Source organism: Nonomuraea sp. NPDC001636, assembly GCF_040298265.1.
In the GTDB taxonomy this organism is placed as follows: Bacteria; Actinomycetota; Actinomycetes; order Streptosporangiales; family Streptosporangiaceae; genus Nonomuraea.
The window spans coordinates 86108-101425 of the sequence record NZ_JBEOZT010000014.1 but is presented as its reverse complement, the minus strand read 5'-3'; the positions used below and the strand labels follow the sequence as shown (position 1 = coordinate 101425).

Annotated in this window: 15 protein-coding genes; 6 read left to right on the top strand and 9 right to left on the bottom strand. The window is 72.1% G+C overall.

Annotated features, from left to right (window positions below; genetic code table 11):
* Nucleotides 1-50: 50 nt before the first annotated feature.
* The 3 genes from ABT158_RS25540 to ABT158_RS25530 all read right to left on the bottom strand — a co-directional run bounded on the left by ABT158_RS25540 (nucleotide 51) and on the right by ABT158_RS25530 (nucleotide 2386).
* On the bottom strand, nucleotides 51-626 hold the full coding sequence (locus ABT158_RS25540; protein ID WP_352357392.1) for a hypothetical protein: 576 nt from the start codon (nucleotides 624-626) through the stop codon (nucleotides 51-53).
* A gap of 96 nt (nucleotides 627-722) precedes the next feature.
* The gene (locus ABT158_RS25535; RefSeq protein ID WP_352357390.1) at nucleotides 723-1733 is read right to left on the bottom strand and encodes an S-adenosylmethionine:tRNA ribosyltransferase-isomerase; all 1011 of its coding nucleotides are present in this window, start codon (nucleotides 1731-1733) and stop codon (nucleotides 723-725) included.
* Nucleotides 1730-2386: an SDR family NAD(P)-dependent oxidoreductase gene (locus ABT158_RS25530; RefSeq protein WP_352357388.1), complete on the bottom strand. Its 657-nt coding sequence runs from the start codon at nucleotides 2384-2386 to the stop codon at nucleotides 1730-1732. Before ABT158_RS25530 ends, ABT158_RS25535 begins: the two co-directional genes overlap by 4 nt.
* Nucleotides 2387-2498: 112 nt before the next feature.
* Between ABT158_RS25530 and ABT158_RS25525 the strand changes: the two genes are divergently transcribed.
* Nucleotides 2499-3617, top strand: coding sequence for a GAF domain-containing sensor histidine kinase (locus tag ABT158_RS25525; protein WP_352357386.1), 1119 nt, complete (start codon nucleotides 2499-2501; stop codon nucleotides 3615-3617).
* Nucleotides 3614-4237 carry a response regulator gene (locus ABT158_RS25520; RefSeq protein WP_352357384.1) on the top strand — a complete coding sequence of 208 codons (624 nt, stop codon included), beginning with the start codon at nucleotides 3614-3616 and terminating at the stop codon, nucleotides 4235-4237. Before ABT158_RS25525 ends, ABT158_RS25520 begins: the two co-directional genes overlap by 4 nt.
* An 8-nt stretch (nucleotides 4238-4245) precedes the next feature.
* Here ABT158_RS25520 and ABT158_RS25515 read toward each other — a convergent pair whose 3' ends face one another.
* Nucleotides 4246-4914, bottom strand: a complete 669-nt coding sequence (locus ABT158_RS25515; RefSeq protein ID WP_352357382.1) for a hypothetical protein — start codon at nucleotides 4912-4914, stop codon at nucleotides 4246-4248.
* Between the two features lie 169 nt (nucleotides 4915-5083).
* On the opposite strand from ABT158_RS25515, the gene ABT158_RS25510 reads away from it, so the two are divergent.
* A complete protein-coding gene (locus tag ABT158_RS25510; protein ID WP_352357380.1) occupies nucleotides 5084-7681 on the top strand; it encodes a serine/threonine-protein kinase in 2598 nt (865 codons plus the stop codon).
* A 5-nt stretch (nucleotides 7682-7686) separates the two neighbouring features.
* On the opposite strand, the gene ABT158_RS25505 is transcribed toward ABT158_RS25510, so the two are convergent.
* Nucleotides 7687-8403: an Rv1486c family protein gene (locus ABT158_RS25505; protein WP_352357378.1), complete on the bottom strand. Its 717-nt coding sequence runs from the start codon at nucleotides 8401-8403 to the stop codon at nucleotides 7687-7689.
* Nucleotides 8404-8492: 89 nt separating this feature from the next.
* On the opposite strand from ABT158_RS25505, the gene ABT158_RS25500 reads away from it, so the two are divergent.
* The 3 genes from ABT158_RS25500 (at nucleotide 8493) to ABT158_RS25490 (ending at nucleotide 10585) form a co-directional block, all read left to right on the top strand.
* The gene (locus ABT158_RS25500; RefSeq protein ID WP_352319106.1) at nucleotides 8493-9281 is read left to right on the top strand and encodes an ABC transporter ATP-binding protein; all 789 of its coding nucleotides are present in this window, start codon (nucleotides 8493-8495) and stop codon (nucleotides 9279-9281) included.
* A 95-nt stretch (nucleotides 9282-9376) separates the two neighbouring features.
* The gene (locus ABT158_RS25495) at nucleotides 9377-10303 is read left to right on the top strand and encodes an SPFH domain-containing protein (protein ID WP_352357375.1); all 927 of its coding nucleotides are present in this window, start codon (nucleotides 9377-9379) and stop codon (nucleotides 10301-10303) included.
* A 51-nt stretch (nucleotides 10304-10354) separates the two neighbouring features.
* Nucleotides 10355-10585, top strand: a complete 231-nt coding sequence (locus tag ABT158_RS25490) for a DUF8836 family protein (protein WP_352319104.1) — start codon at nucleotides 10355-10357, stop codon at nucleotides 10583-10585.
* Here ABT158_RS25490 and ABT158_RS25485 read toward each other — a convergent pair.
* The 4 genes from ABT158_RS25485 to ABT158_RS25470 all read right to left on the bottom strand — a co-directional run bounded on the left by ABT158_RS25485 (nucleotide 10582) and on the right by ABT158_RS25470 (nucleotide 15222).
* Nucleotides 10582-11421: an NAD(P)H-binding protein gene (locus tag ABT158_RS25485; protein WP_352357373.1), complete on the bottom strand. Its 840-nt coding sequence runs from the start codon at nucleotides 11419-11421 to the stop codon at nucleotides 10582-10584. The genes ABT158_RS25490 and ABT158_RS25485 overlap by 4 nt on opposite strands.
* A 29-nt stretch (nucleotides 11422-11450) precedes the next feature.
* A complete protein-coding gene (locus tag ABT158_RS25480) occupies nucleotides 11451-12272 on the bottom strand; it encodes a Rieske (2Fe-2S) protein (protein ID WP_352357371.1) in 822 nt (273 codons plus the stop codon).
* A 120-nt stretch (nucleotides 12273-12392) separates the two neighbouring features.
* Entirely contained in the window at nucleotides 12393-13004 is a 612-nt protein-coding gene (locus ABT158_RS25475) for an HD domain-containing protein (protein WP_352319099.1), read from the bottom strand.
* A 1-nt stretch (nucleotide 13005) separates the two neighbouring features.
* Nucleotides 13006-15222, bottom strand: coding sequence for a molybdopterin-dependent oxidoreductase (locus tag ABT158_RS25470; RefSeq protein ID WP_352357368.1), 2217 nt, complete (start codon nucleotides 15220-15222; stop codon nucleotides 13006-13008).
* Nucleotides 15223-15318: the final 96 nt, after the last annotated feature.

Genomic DNA, 15318 nt, shown 5'->3' with positions numbered 1-15318 from the left:
TGCCCGCGCAGCAGGCTCGCCATTCGGACACGGGCGCAGCGGCCGCGGGACTAGCGGACGATCTTCGTGTTGGCGGTCTTGGCGTAGCCGTGCTCAGGGATGCCGAGGCGCTCGAGCTCCTCCTGGGCCAGGGACCACGTGCCCTTCTCCTGGTCCCACATGCCCTGCTGGACGTCGTACGTGACCACGCCGAGGGTCGCCTTCTGCGTGCCCGCGGCGCTCTTCTTCAGCTTGGCGTAGAACTCGAGGCGGACCCAGTCGTCCTTCTCCAGGACGTAGGGGACGCTGCAGTACAGGGCGCGGCCGTCGAGGGCGCAGACGGTGCCCTTGGGGGCGCGGTAGCGGATCTTCCGGAGGTCCACGCCCTTCGGGAACTGGCCGCCGACGAACCAGGCGTCGGCCGAGTACGGGCCGGTGTTGGTCGCCTGGAGGCTGTACTTGATCTGGCCGCCGGCCTTGGCGGTCTTGGACGCCTTCAACTTGATGTCGAAGACCGCGAAGGGGGCGTCGGCGGCCTTGGCGGTGTGGGCGGCGGTGGTCGTCGTGGCGGATGCGGGAACCGCCGGGACAATCAGCGCACCGGCCAGCAAAGCCAGCGAGGCGACCTTAGTGAGGGAGTTGCGCATTAACGTCTCCGGAGAGGAAGTGGCACGGGGACGCGCATGAACAAGCCCCCGTAAATGTCGGCTGTTCCTATCACGAGGGCAAAATCCGTGTAAAGCTTATTTATCCAGAATCAAGTGCGTGTCGCCGAACTCGTGCCACAGATATCCCTTCCGCAGCGCCTCTTCGTACGCGCGGGCCAGCGACTTCTCGCCGGCGATCGCCGTCAGCATGAGCAGGTGGCTGGAGCGAGGTTCGTGCAGGCCGGTGATGAGCCCGGTGACCGCCCGTACGCCGACGGCCGGGGTGACCACGTGGCCGGTCCAGCCGGAGGCGGCGCCGACCAGGCCGTCCGGGCCCACGGCGGTCTCCAGGGCGCGCACGACGGTCGTCCCCGCGGCGATCACCCGGCCGCCGTTCCGCCGGGTCAGGTTGACCAGCCGGGCGGTGGCGGCGGGCACCTCGTACCGCTCGGAGTAGGGCCGCTCGTCCTTCTCCGGCGAGGCCACGCCGGTGTGCAGCGTGACGGGCGCGATCGTCACGCCCCGCGAGACCAGCGCGGTGACCAGCTCGGAGGTGAACGGCCGGGCCGCGCTCGGCATCTCGGCGCTGCCCGGCACGGTGGCGAACACCGTCTGGTAGGCGTCGATGGGCCAGTCGGCCGGCACGTACGAGTAGCGGATCGGACGGCCGTGCTCGCGCAGGTACGGCAGCACGTCCTGGTCCAGCCGCGCCCGCCACAGCCGCGGCGTCTCCCGTTCGATCAGCCGCAGCGTGGCCCGGCCGGGCAGCGGCAGCCACTCGCCCGGCTCGCCGCCCCCGTACGGCTCGGACGCCTTGGCCGTCCTGCGGCGCAGTTCGACCAGCCAGGTGCCGTCCTCGCGGGCGGTGGAGAAGTGCACCGCGAGCCGGTCGAGGCGGACCGCCGCGGGCAGCGTCGCCGAGTTGTTGACCACGATCAGGTCGCCGGGATCGAGCAGTCCGGGCAGGTCGCCGAACCGGTGGTGGGCGGGCTCGGCCTCGCCGCGCGAGACCATCAGGCGCACCGCGTCCCTGGCCAGCCCGCGCGCCTCGGGCGGCTCGTGGGCCGACAGGTCGTCGGGCAGCGCGAAGTCCAGCAGCGCCGTCATTGCAGGCTCACCTTCCCGCCGGCCGGCCGGGACGTGACCAGGTCGCGCAGCGCCGCGGCCACCTTGGCGGGGTCGGTGGCCGCCGACGCCTCCTCCACCCCGACGGCGTCGGCGAGCATGCGGGTGTTCATCTCGCCGGGATCGGCCCACCAGACCCGCAGGGCGGGCTCCTCGGCGGCCAGCACGTTCGACAGCTGCTCCAGGGCGGCCTTGGTCGCGCCGTAGCCGCCCCAGCCCGCGTAGGCGCCGGTGGCGGCGTCGGAGGTGATGTTGACCACGGCCCCGCCGGCCGCGCGCAGGGCGGGCAGCGTGGCCTGGATGAGCGCGAGCGGCGCGGTCACGTTCGTCTCCAGCAGGACCCGGAACGCCTCCAGCGGGTAGCCCGCCAGCGGCGGCAGCGGGGTCACCCCGAGGTCGCTGGCGTTGTTGACCAGGAGGTCCAGCTCGGGCACGGCCCGTCCCAGCCGTGCGATGTGCTCGGGGTCGGTCACGTCGCCGGGGATCGCGGTGGCGCCCAGCTCGTCGGCGATCCGGCGCAGCTCGTCCGCGCCGCGGGCGGTGAGCACGAGGTTCCAGCCCGCCTCCGACAGGGACCTCGCCAGGGCGAGGCCGAGGCCGCGGGAGGCGCCGGTGATGAGAGCGGTGTTCGTCATGACATCGACGCTAGGATCGGCGCGCCGCGCCGGCATCGGGCGCAGGGCCCGCTCCCGCCTGGGCACATCGTCCTAGGACTCCGCCCCTGGAGCGGCACCCTAGAGTGGGTCCGTGAGCTCATCGGACCGGGACGAGATCCTGCAGGCGGTGAGTTCCGCCGTGCTCGCGGTCACCCGCCATCTGTCGGTCCGCGAGGTGCTCCAGGTCATCGTACGGTCGGCGCAGCGTCTCCTCGACGCCCGCTACGCCGCGCTCGGCGTGCCCGACGACGACGGCTCGTTCGCCGAGTTCGTCGCCGAGGGCCTCACCGACAAGCAGTGGGATGCCATCGGCCCGCTGCCCAGGCAGCACGGCATGCTCGGCGCGATGCTCCGCGAAGGCACCCCGGCCCGGCTGCCCGACCTGCGGGAGGACCCGCGGTTCGAGTGGTGGCCGAAGGCGCACCCGGTGATGAAGGACTTCCTCGGCGTGCCGATCCGCGACGCCGACCAGGTGATCGGCATCATCTTCCTGGCCAACAAGCGCACCCCCGGCGGGTTCACGCAGGAGGACCAGGAGCTGCTGACGCTGTTCGCCGCGCACGCCGCCATCGCGCTCACCAACGCCAGGCTCTACGAGCGCGGGCGCGAGCTGGCCATGCTGGAGGAGCGCAACCGGGTGGCCCGCGAGCTGCACGACGCGGTCACCCAGAAGCTGTTCTCGCTCCGGCTGACCGCCCAGGCCGCCGCCACCATGCTGGACAAGGCCCCCGAGAAGGCGCACGCCGAGCTCGAACGCGTCCAGCGGCTGGCCGGGGAGGCGCTGTCGGAGCTGCGCGCGGTGATCGTCGAGCTGCGTCCGGCCGAGCTCGACCGCCACGGGCTCGCCGAGACGTTGCGCAAGCACGTGCGCATGCTCGACCGGCTCCACCCCTCGCTGGTCACCTTCGAGTGCGACGAGCTGCCGCCGCTCGACTCGGCGGTGGAGGTGGCGGTGCTGCGGGTGGCCCAGGAGGCGCTGCACAACGCGCTCAGGCATTCCGGGGCCTCGCGGGTGTCCGTGCGCCTGGTCCTCGACGGGGGGACGCTGGCGCTGACCGTCCACGACGACGGCGACGGCTTCGAGCAGGGCGAGTCGCACGGCCTCGGCCTGGTGTCGATGCGCGACCGGGCGGAGTCGGTCGGCGGGGCGATGACGGTCTCCTCGGCCCCCGGCCAGGGGACCACCGTACGCGTGGAGGTGGGCGTGTGATCCGGGTGCTGATCGCCGACGATCATCCGGTGGTCCGGCAGGGGCTGCGGACCTTCCTCGACCTCCAGGACGACATCACCGTCGTCGGCGAGGCGGCCGACGGCGCGCAGGCCGTCGAGCTGGTCGGCGAGCTGACGCCCGACGTGCTGCTGCTCGACCTGAAGATGCCGGTGCTCGACGGGCTCGGCGCGCTGGAGCGGCTGGCCGGCTCGGCCACGCGGGTGGTGGTGCTGACGTCCGTGAGCGACCGGTCCGACGTGGGCCCGGCGATGCGGGCGGGCGCCGCGGGCTTCCTCTACAAGGACGTCGATCCGTCCGCGCTGGTCCAGGCCGTGCGGGCGGTGCACAACGGTCAGGTGCTGCTCGCGCCGGAGGCGGCCGAGGCGATGTTGTCCGCCCCGGCGCCCGTGGCCGCCGTGCCGGGGCCGGCGCCGCTGACCGAGCGCGAGCGGGAGGTGCTCGCGCTGATCGCGGCCGGGCGGTCCAACAGGGAGATCGCGCGCAGCCTCGCCGTCGCGGAGAAGACGGTCAAGACCCACGTGTCGAACGTGCTGATGAAGCTGGGCGTCCAGGACCGGACCCAGGCCGCGCTGTACGCCGTGCGGCACGGCCTGGCCTGATCAGCCGGTCAGGTGTCCTTCTTCTTGTTGGACTCCTCGTGGCTGGCCGGCGGGTTGTACTCCTTGACGGGCGGCGGCGGCGTCCAGTGCTTGGTGGGCTTGCGCGGCGGGACCACGATCTTGGTCTTGGCCGTCCTGAGCCAGGAGTAGCCCTTGATGCCGAGGCGCTTGAGCTCTTCCTTGTCGATGTTCTCCATGCCCTGGTCGACGTCGTACGCGATGACGCCGAGCTTGGCGACGGCCACGCCCCTGGTGCCCTTCTTCAGGGTGACCTGGAAGTTCAGCCAGTCCGTCTTGCCCTTCGGCAGGACGAATTTGCCCCAGCACCAGAACCAGCGGCCCTCCCAGGTGCACTTCGTGCCCTTCGACGCCCCCCAGCGCAGCGTGGGCACCACGCCCTTGGGCACCTGTCCGCCGATCCAGTAATAGTCGGCGTAGTACGGCCCCAGATTCTTCGCTTTGAGGTAGTAAGTAATCTTTCCGCCGCTTCTGGTGCGGTTGTTGTACTTCACGGAGATCTTGAAGTTCGAGAACGGCTTGGCCCTGGCGGCGACGGCCCGCGTCGTCGTCACAGTCGTGGCGGTCGTCGTGGTGGTGATGGCCTCTGCCTGGGCCGGGGCCACCAACGGCACGGCGGCCAGGCCGCTGACTAAGAACAGGCTGAAGCTCTTGCGCATGTGACGGCTCCCCGTACGGTGCTGGAAATCCCCGATCTTCTCCGTGATTATTGCGTAGGGCAAATTTTTCGCAAAGAGCGATGATCTTTCGTGACTTGGGATGACTTGCGGGCTTTTCGCATGGTTCATCACGCTTCGATCGGGGGTCTCAGCGCAAGGGGAGGACCAGGTGCCGGAGACGCACCCATTACAGCCCGGCGATCCGCGATCTCTGGGCGCCTACCGGCTGCTGGAGCGCCTCGGCAAGGGGGCCCAGGGGGTCGTCTTCAAGGCGGCGGGGCCCGACGGGCGGCTCGTCGCGATCAAGCTGCTGAACACGCTGCTCGACCGGCCCGGACTCGACGGTGAACGGTTCCTGCGCGAGGTCGCCGCCGCGCGCCGGGTCGCCCAGTTCTGCACCGCGCAGGTGCTGGGGGCCAACCTGGACGGCGAGCAGCCGTACATCGTGAGCGAGTTGGTCGAGGGGGTGTCGCTCCAGGTCGTGGTGCGGCGGGAGGGGCCGCGCCAGGGCGGGGCGCTGTACCGGCTGGCCGTCGGCACCGTCACCGCGCTGGCCGCCATCCACCGGGCCGGGATCGTCCACAGGGACTTCAAGCCGAGCAACGTGCTGCTGGGGCCCGACGGGCCGCGCGTGATCGACTTCGGCATCGCCAGGGCGCTGGACTCGGCGATGACGATCAGCAGCGGCGTGGTCGGGACGCCGGCGTACATGTCGCCCGAGCAGATCTCGGGCGAGCGGGTGGGGCCCGCCGGCGACATGTTCAGCTGGGCGCTCACCATGCTGTACGCCGCCACCGGGCGGCCCGCGTTCGGCCAGGACAGCCTGCCCGCGGTCATCTACCGGGTGATGAACGAGGAGCCGGACCTGTCGGCGCTGCCCGGCGAGCTGCGGCCGTTGGTGCAGGCGTGCCTGAGCAAGCGCGCCGAGGACCGGCCCACGGCGGCGGACGCGCTGTTCGCCCTGCTGGAGAACCAGGGGGCGGCGGCCGAGCGGGACGCCGAGGTCGCCCTCAACACCGGCTCCCAGCTCGCCGCCGACCACCCCCACCCCGCCGCCGACGGCCCCGCCCCTTCGAGTCCGCCGCCTTCGGGCCCACCGCCTTCGGTCCCGCCGCCTTTGGGTCCGCCGCCATCGGGCCCGATCCCTTCGGGCCCGTTCCCTTCGGGTTCCCGGCCCTCGGGCGCCGGGCCGGCCGGTCCCGCGCCCGCCGGGGGCGTGAAGGCTCCGGGACCGGTTGGGGCGCCGGGACCGTTCGGGGTTCCGAGGCCGCAGGGGGCGCCCGCGCCGACCGGGTGGGCCAATCCGTCCGGGGCGTCCGGAGGGCCGGGGACGGGCGGGGGGCAGGAGGGGGTCACGCGAAACGTCCGGCAGGCGCCTGCCGGACCCTACGGGCAGCCGCCGCGGCTTCCGCCGCCGTACCCCATGGGGCCGCGGCAGGCGCCGGCCGGGAGCGGCAACGACGCGTTCTTCAGGCACGCCCCCGCCGTCGAGCCGCCCGGTGAGGTCAAGGCCAGGCGCAGGCGCGCGATCATGGTGTCCAGTGCGCTCGCCGTGGCGCTCGCGCTGGCCGGCGGCGTGCTGTTCCTGGGGCCGAGGATGTTCGGCGCGGAAACCCGGCCGAGTTCGGGCGCGGCGGCCGAGGCCACCACGTCGCTGGCCCCGAGCCCCGGTCTGCCCACCGTCCAGCCCACCGTCCAGCCCACGGCGACGCTGCCCGCCACCGCCACCCCGCCGTCCACGCCGGCCCCGAGCCCCACCGTCACCCCCACGCCCACACAGACGGTCGCGCCGCCGCAGTTCGTCGCCGCCCTCGGCAAGCAGGACGGCAAGTCGCTCAAGGGCCACACCAAGGGCGTCCAGACGATCTCCGCCCTGTCCCTGGGCGACGGCAGGACCTGGCTGGTCTCCGGCGGCCAGGACGGCCGCGTCCGCCTGTGGGACCTGGGCAGGCACAAGCCGCTGGCCGCCATGAGGGGCCACAGCGAGGAGGTGTACGCCGTGGCCGCCGTCATGATGGGCAAGACCCCCATGGCGGTGTCCGGGGGGTACGACGGCAGCGTCCGCCTGTGGAACCTCAAGACGCGCAAGGGCAAGGTCCTCGGCTGGCACGGTGACGCCGTCTACTCGGTCGCGCTGACCAAGGCGGGCGGCAAGTGGATCGCCGTGACCGGGGACGCCGACGGCTGGCTGCGCTTCTGGGACCTGAAGAGGCGCAAGGCCACCGGCAGGGCCGTCAAGGCCCACCGCACCTCCGTGAACTGGCTCAACGCCACCCACCTCGGCGACCGCGCGATCGTCGTCTCGGCTGGCGAGGACGCGACCCTGCGCCTGTGGGACGTGGCCCGCCACAAGCGGTACGGAAAGGCGTACAAGGGGCACGCGAAGGGCGTGTACGCGGTGACCACCGGCAGGCTCGGAGACCGGACGGTGGTCGCGTCCGGCGGCAAGGACCGGAAGATCCGGATCTGGGACCCGAAGACCGGCAAGACGATCGGCTCGCCCCTGTCCGGCCACAAGAAGATCATCTACTCCTTGTCCTTCGGCACGCTGGGCGGCCGCACGGTCCTGCTGTCCGGCTCGACCGACGGGACCATCCGCCTCTGGGACCCCGACACCCACAAGCCTCTGGGCAAACCGGTCAAGGCCCACAAACGCGGCGTGTACGCGGTCGGGATCGTCCCCTCGGACGGCGGCCCGGTCGTCGTGTCGGCCGGCAAGGACAAGGTCATCCGCGTCTGGAAGCCGAAGGAGGAGGCCGGGTCCTGAGCCGCCTACGAGTGGCGTACCGGCTCGAAGATGGCGTGATGGGCGGCCACCAGGGCGCGGCGGACGGCCCGGTCGAGCTCGCGCAGGGCCGTGGCCCTGGCCGCGACCTGGGTCGAGGTGAGCCCGCGGTCGTCGGCCAGGACGAGGACGGCGGCCAGCCGGGTGGCCAGCGTGGAGACGCGGTGGGCGCGGGCCGGGTAGCCGGGGGCCAGCTCGCCGCCGCCCTGGGACCGGTCGGGCCGGGCCTGGGCCGGGCCTTCGACGCCGGTCAGCGCCTCGGTGGCGGCGCGCATGGCCGACGACAGCTCGTGCTCGGCCTCGGCCAGCGAGGGCAGGTCCTGGCGTACGGGCCCGGCGTCGTGCACCTCCAGACGGGTCCCCACGTAGGAGGAGCCGCGCCGGTCGGGGACGGGCACCAGGCCGAGCCGCCGGTCGCGCAGCACGGCGACCGCGGCCTGCCCGGCGTCGACGGCGGAGGAGTTGAACGTCGCCGGCCCGGACAGCCCCAGCGGGTCGCCGGGCGCGGGAAGGGCGAGCCGGAACTCGTGCAGGCCGTCGGACCGCAGGTTTGCGAGGTATTTACGCAGCGGCACGTCACCGGCGACGACGGGCCCCGCGACGGCTTCCACGTGGTCAGCCGCCTCGTCGAGGCCGACGTGACCGGAGAGCCACGCGTTGCCCCAGGCGACGAGCGAGGGACAGACAGGTGATTCAGGGTGCACCGATCCACGATAAGCGCTCGCCCTGCAATAGGTTTGTCCCCAGGGTGACTCCAAAGGTCCCCAGGGTGTCTCCAAAGGAGGGAACGGGGATGGGTGGTCAGGTGCTGCGGCTCCAGGACGTCGCCGTCAGGCGCGACGGAGCGGCCCTGCTGCGCGGCATCGACTGGACGGTCAACGAGGACGAGCGCTGGGTCGTCATCGGTCCCAACGGCGCGGGCAAGACCACGTTGTTGCAGGTCGCCGCGACGTTGCTCTATCCGACCGAGGGCGTGGTCGAGGTGCTGGGGGAGCGGCTGGGGCAGACCGACGTGTTCGACCTGCGGCCGCGCATCGGGCTGGCGAGCGCCGCGCTGGCCGAGCGCATCCCGCCGGAGGAGAAGGTCATCGACCTCGTCCTGACCGCCTCGTACGCCATCATGGGCCGCTGGACGGAGGAGTACGACTCCAACGACGTGACCAGGGCCGTCGAGCTGATCGACATGATGGGCGCGGCCCACCTGATCAGGCGGCGGTTCGGCACCCTGTCGGAGGGCGAGCGCAAGCGGGTGCAGATCGCCCGCGCGCTCATGCCCGACCCCGAGATGCTCCTGCTCGACGAGCCGGCCGCCGGCCTCGACCTGGGCGGCAGGGAAGACCTGGTGCGCCGGCTGTCGGCGCTGGCCGGCGACTACCGCTCGCCGACGCTGGTGCTGGTGACGCATCACGTCGAGGAGGTGCCGAGCGGGTTCACGCACGGCCTGCTGCTGCGGCACGGGTCCGTGGTGGCGCAGGGGCCGCTCGACCACGTGATGACGGCCGACAACCTCTCCCGTACGTTCGGGGTGCCGCTGACGCTGGACCGGAGCGCCGAGGGCCGCTGGTACGCCAGGGCACACTGACCTCACTGGATCACCATTTATGCGGATATCGGTCGCCTAAAGGTGAAACGAAATATCATGCACCGAGTCGGTCCCCTCGACTCCGGAGCTTCGCCATGTCGACCGAGCAGCTCGTCGTCGCCCTCGTCGTGGTCGCGGCGATGGGCTTCGTGGTGGCCCGCAGCATCCGCATCATCCCGCAGGCCACGGCCGCCGTCATCGAACGGCTGGGGCGCTACCACCGCACGCTGACGCCCGGCCTCAACATGGTGGTTCCGTTCGTCGACCGCATCAAAGACCTGATCGACCTGCGGGAACAGGTGGTCTCGTTCCCGCCGCAGCCGGTGATCACGTCCGACAACCTGGTGGTGTCGATCGACACGGTGATCTACTTCCAGGTCACCAACCCCAAGGCGGCCACGTACGAGATCGCGAACTTCCTGATCGGCGTCGAGCAGCTCACCGTCACCACGCTGCGCAACGTGGTCGGCGGCATGGACCTGGAACGCACGCTGACCTCGCGCGAGGAGATCAACACCGAGCTGCGCGGCAGCCTCGACGAGGCCACCGGCAAGTGGGGCATCCGGGTCAACCGGGTCGAGCTGAAGGCCATCGACCCGCCCGTCTCCATCCAGGACTCGATGGAGAAGCAGATGCGCGCCGACCGGGACAAGCGCGCCGCCGTGCTGGCCGCCGAGGGCCAGCGCCAGGCGGCGATCCTGGCCGCCGAGGGCGACAAGCAGGCCGCCGTGCTGCGCGCCAGGGGCGAGGCGGAGGCGGCCGTGCTGCGGGCGCAGGCGGACGCCGAGGCCCAGGCCATGCGCGCCAAGGGCCAGGCGGACGCGATCGGCATGGTCTTCAAGGCCATCCACGACGGGAAGCCCGACCAGCGGCTGCTGGCCTACCAGTACCTCCAGACCCTGCCCGAGATCGCCAAGGGCGACGCCAACAAGGTCTGGATCGTGCCCTCGGAGCTGGGCAAGGTGCTGGAAGGGCTGGGCGGGCTGTTCGCCCCGCCCGCGCCGAAGAACCCCGAAGGATAACTCAAACACATGTGCGGATAAATACCGGCCTAAGTGGGTATAAATCAGTACATGAAGGGTGATCGGGTGGAGATCGTCATCGACGCGGGCGGCTCCCCGCGAACCTACGAGGTCACGGCCACCCGCGCGGGCCGGCGCGTCGAGGTGGCCAACCGGCGCGGGCTGGTGGAGGTGAGCGAGGTCACCCGGAGCGGCACGCCGGTACGCACGGCCCGTTTCATGTCCAGCCGGATCCTCGCCCTCGTGGAGCATCCGGCCGACGAAGCCGCCGGGGACGACTAGCGGAAGTCCGCCACGTGGTCCTCGGCCCACTGGCGGAAGGTCAGCGCGGGCCGGCCGAGCAGCCGCTCCACCGTGTCGGTCACCCGCTCGGGGTGGTCCACCGCCGCCCCCCAGCCCTTCAGCGCGGCCTCCACGAACCCGGGATCGCCCCAGGCGGCCGTCAGGTGCTCGCGGGCCTCGTCCAGCGGCTGCTCCTCCCAGCGCACTTCGTGCCCGGCCACCTCGCCGATGATCCGCACCTGTTCGGCCTGGGTGAGCTGCTCGGGGCCGGAGAGCACGTACTTGCCGCCCGTGTGCCCGGCCGAGGTGAGCACGTGCGCGGCCACCGCGGCGATGTCCTTCTCGTGGATCAGCGCTCTGACCGCCTGCCCGAACGGCCAGCGCACGACGCCCTGCCGGATCTGGGCGGCCCAGCCCAGCGTGTTGGCGGCGAAGCCGCCGGGCCGCAGGAACGTCCAGGCCAGGCCGGAATGCCGGATCAGCCGCTCGACGCTCTGGTGGAACAGCGTCGGCTCCTCGCCGTCGGCCAGGTCCTCGACGTCGGCGGACAGGTAGACCACGCGGCGGGCGTGCCTGGCGAGGGCCGTCACCGCGCCCGCGGTCGCCGCCTCGGAGTAGCCGGGCCACAGCAGGAAGACGCTCTCGACGTCCCGCAGCGCCGGTTCAAGGGTCTCGGGCACGGTCAGGTCGCCGCGGACGGCCTCCACGCCCTCGGGGAGCCGGGCCTTGTCGGGGTTCCTGACCAGCGCCCGCACGTCCAGGCCCGCCTCCGCGAGCTGGGAGACCACATGTTTGCCCACGTTGCCGGTCGCGCCGGTCACCAGGATTTTGCTCATGGCCCCGACGGTAGGACCTCAAGTTAAGTTCAGGTCAATCCCGGCCGTACCTGGATCGTGCCGTCGCGGCGGACGCGGGTCTCGAACATGGGCGCGGGCGCGGTCGCGGGACCGTGCTTCACCGAGCCGTCGGCCAGCCGGAACGTGCTGCTGTGCCACGGGCAGACCACGCACGCCTCGCCGTCCTCCATGACCAGCCGGCCCTGGTGCAGCGGGCCGGCCAGGTGCGGGCAGCGGTCGGCCAGCACGGTCACCCCGTCGCCCTGGCGCAGCACGAAGAGCTGGATGTAGCCGAGCCGGCGCGCGACCGGCCTGCCGTCGGGCAGGTCCTTGAGCGGGCACAGGTCGTGCCAGCCCAGCGGTACGAGATGGGCGACCTGCGGCGCGTGGTTGGCCCCCGCGGCCTGGCGGTAGGCCATGTGGCCGCCGAGGTAGCCGCCCAGACCGCCCAGGCCGAGCCCGACGTAGGACAACACGCGCCCGGCCCGCTCGGCGCCGCGCAGCCGGGCCACCAGCGAGGCCGACATCAGGCCCAGGGCGGTCATGTTGGCGGCCATGTGCACGAAGCCCACGCGCTGCTGCTCGCGGTGGAGCGAGGACCAGTCGGTCAGCCCGGCCGCGGCCGTGGGCAGCGCGTTGGCGATGCCCGTGGCCAGGAGCAGCCTGCTCGCCCTGGGGTCGGCGTGGGCCAGGTCGAGCACGGCGGCCGACAGCCAGCAGCCGAGCGTGACCGTGGCCAGCGGCGGGTGCAGCGGTTTCCCCGTGGGCACGCCGTGCAGCAGGTCGCGCAGAGTGCCCTGACGCAGGCGCTCGCGGACGACCTTGGCCAGCCCCCGGATCGGTTTGTCCATCGCCTTCGACTTCTCAAGTCGATCGGCGAGGTCAACCGGACCGACGAAACCCCGCAATTGCCGACGTCTCGCTCGCACTGTCTCTTTCACGACAAGTCCCCTACCCCGGCCTTGACGGGATCACTCGGAGAGGTGTCCCCTGGCCACGGAGAGTTCTACCAGCTCCAGCGCGTACGCGCCGAGGGAGGCCGACCCTTCCTGGATGATCCGCACCTTCTCCCTGACCTCGCCGGCCGTCACCTTGAACAGCGGCCACGTGCCGCCCTCGGTGTGGTGGTTGGCCAGGATCGGCGCGAACCGGTCGAGCGCCTTGGCGAACCTGGCCTCCGGCGTCTGCCTGGCCTCGAACTCGTCCCAGAGCTCCCGCAGGCGGGCGCCCTGCTCCGCGGGGAGCAGGCCGAAGATGCGGTCGGCCGCGGCGGTCTCGGCGGCGGCCTGGGCGGCGACCGCCACGTGGTCGTAGACGAAGGTGTCGCCGGCGTCGATCTCGACCAGGTCGTGCACGAGTAACATCGCCACCACCCGCTGCAGGTCCGTTCCGGGCGGGGCGTGCTCGCCGAGGACCATCGCCAGCGTGCCCACGTACCAGGAGTGCTCGGCGGAGTTCTCCCGCCGCGACCCGTCGATCAGATGGTTGCGGCGGATGATCCGCTTCAACTTGTCGATCTCGACGGCGAACGCGATCTGGGCGTACAGGCGGTCCTCTTCTGGCGCGATAGTCACGCGCGACACCCTAATGTGCGGTGATCACCCCGGTTGGTGAAATCGTGACCGGAACTCCGTTGAACACTGCGTTACCACTTGGGATATCCAGGGCGGATTCGTCCGTCAGCACGTTCGTGTTGACACCGGCGTGTTGGGCCGCCACCTGCTGCGTGCTGCCCGCGTGCCCCCAGCCGTGCGGCAGGCTCACCACGCCCGGCATGATCGTCTCGGTGGGCTCCAGCGTCACCGTGAGACTTCCGGTGGCCGAGGTGACCACGGCCTGGCCGGCCAGGCCCAGCCTGGCCACGTCGGCGGGGTTGATCTGCAGCGTGCAGGTGTTGGTGCCGCCGACCAGCGGGCCCACGTTGTGCAGCCAGCTGTTGTTGGAGCGCAGGTGCCGCCGCCCGATCAGCACGATGTCCGGCGGCTCCGCCCCCAGCCCGTCGAGCAGGCGCTCGACGTCCTCGACGAGCTGCGGCGGGGCCAGCTCGATCACGCCGGAGGCGGTCTTCAGCACCTCGGGCAGCCGGGGCTCCAGCGGGCCGAGGTCCAGGCCGTGCGGGTGGTCGAGCAGCTTGCGCAGCGACAGGTCGCCCTTGCCGGCCCACTCGCCGTACGGGCCGAGCCTGAGCATGAGGTCCAGCCTGCGCTCGGCGCCCGTCTCGCCCTCCAGCGCGGCCCGCAGCGCGGCCACGTCGTGTCCCTCGACGCCGGAGCCGGGCGTCTGCACGGCCTTGCGCAGCATCTCGCCGATCAGGAACTCGTCCAGGTCGGCTTCCGGCCCGTCCGGACCTCCCGTCCCTTCCAGGCCGGACGCGATCACGGCCAGCCTGGCCAGGATCCGGGCCTCGCTGGGACGTCCGTCCAGCGGCAGCGCGGGCCGCGAGTACCGGGCGTAGTTGCGTACGGCGAACCCGAGCAGCGCGAAGTCGTAGTGGCCGGACTGCAGCACGCGCGGCGGCGGCAGGATCACGTGCGCGTGCCGGGTGGTCTCGTTCAGGTACGGGTCGACGCTCACCATGAAGTCGAGCCCGGCGAAGGCCGCCTCCAGCCGGTCGCCGTGCGGCGCGGACAACACCGGGTTGCCCGCGACCGTGACCAGCATCCTGACCTGGCCCTCGCCCGGCGTCTCGATCTCGTCGGCCAGCGTGGCCACCGGCAGCTCGCCGTTGGACTCGGGCAGCCCCCGCACCCGGCTGCGCCACCGGCCCACCGCGTACGGCCGCCGCCGCGCCCCGAACTCGGTGGCAGGCTTGGGGAACATGGCCCCGCCGGGCCGGTCGAGGTTGCCGGTGAGCACGTTGAGCACGTCCACGAGCCACTGGGCCAGGGTGCCGAACTCGGCCGTGCAGGTGCCCATCCGGGCGTACACGGCCGCCGTCCGCGCGCCGGCCAGCTCCCTGGCCAGCCGGACGATCGTCGCGGCCGGCACGCCGGTACGCCGGGAGACCGCCTCCGGCGGGAAGTGCTTGGCCGCCTCGCGCACCTCGGCCAGCCCGTTGACCTCGTGCCACGGCCTGGCCAGGTCCTCGGCGAACAGCGTGTGCACGATCCCGAACAGCAGGTACGCGTCCGAGCCCGGCCGGACGAAGACGTGCTCGTCGGCCAGCGCCGCCGTCCTGGTCCGGCGCGGGTCCACCACGACGAGCCTGCCGCCGCGCCGGCGCAGGGCCTTGAGCCGGCCGGAGAAGTCGGGGGCGGTGCACAGCGAGCCGTTCGACTCCAGCGGGTTGGCGCCCAGCATCAGCAGGAAGTCGGTCCGGTCCAGGTCGGGGACCGGGACGGCCAGCGGGTGGCCGAACATCAGGCCGCTGGCGACGTGCTTGGGCATCTGGTCGGCGGTGGCGGCGGTGAAGACGTTCCGGGTGCCGAGCGCCTTGACCAGCGGCCCGGCGTAGAGGCCGCCGGCCATCGTGTGGGCGTTCGGGTTGCCCAGGTAGACCGCCACCGACCGGCGTCCGTACCGCTCGGTGACGCGGGCCAGGCCCCGCCGGACGGCCTCGAACGCCTCCTCCCAGCTCGCCTCGCGCCACTGGTCGCCCTCGCGGATCAGCGGCTTGCGCAGGCGGTCGGGGTCCTCGTCGAGGCGGCCCAGGCTCGCGCCCTTGGGGCAGATGAACCCCTTGCTGAACGGGTCGTCCCGGTCGCCGCGGACGCCGGTGACGTGGCCGCCGTCGTCGAGGGTGATCGTCAGGCCGCAGACGGCCTCGCAGAGGGGACAGGTGCGGTGGACGGTCGAGGTCATCGCGACTCCTGAGTTCGCCAGGTGAACTCATCTTGGCCCGTCCCGTCCGCATGGGGAAGCCCCGGGAGCCCCCGCGGTCCCCGGGGCCGTTCCTAG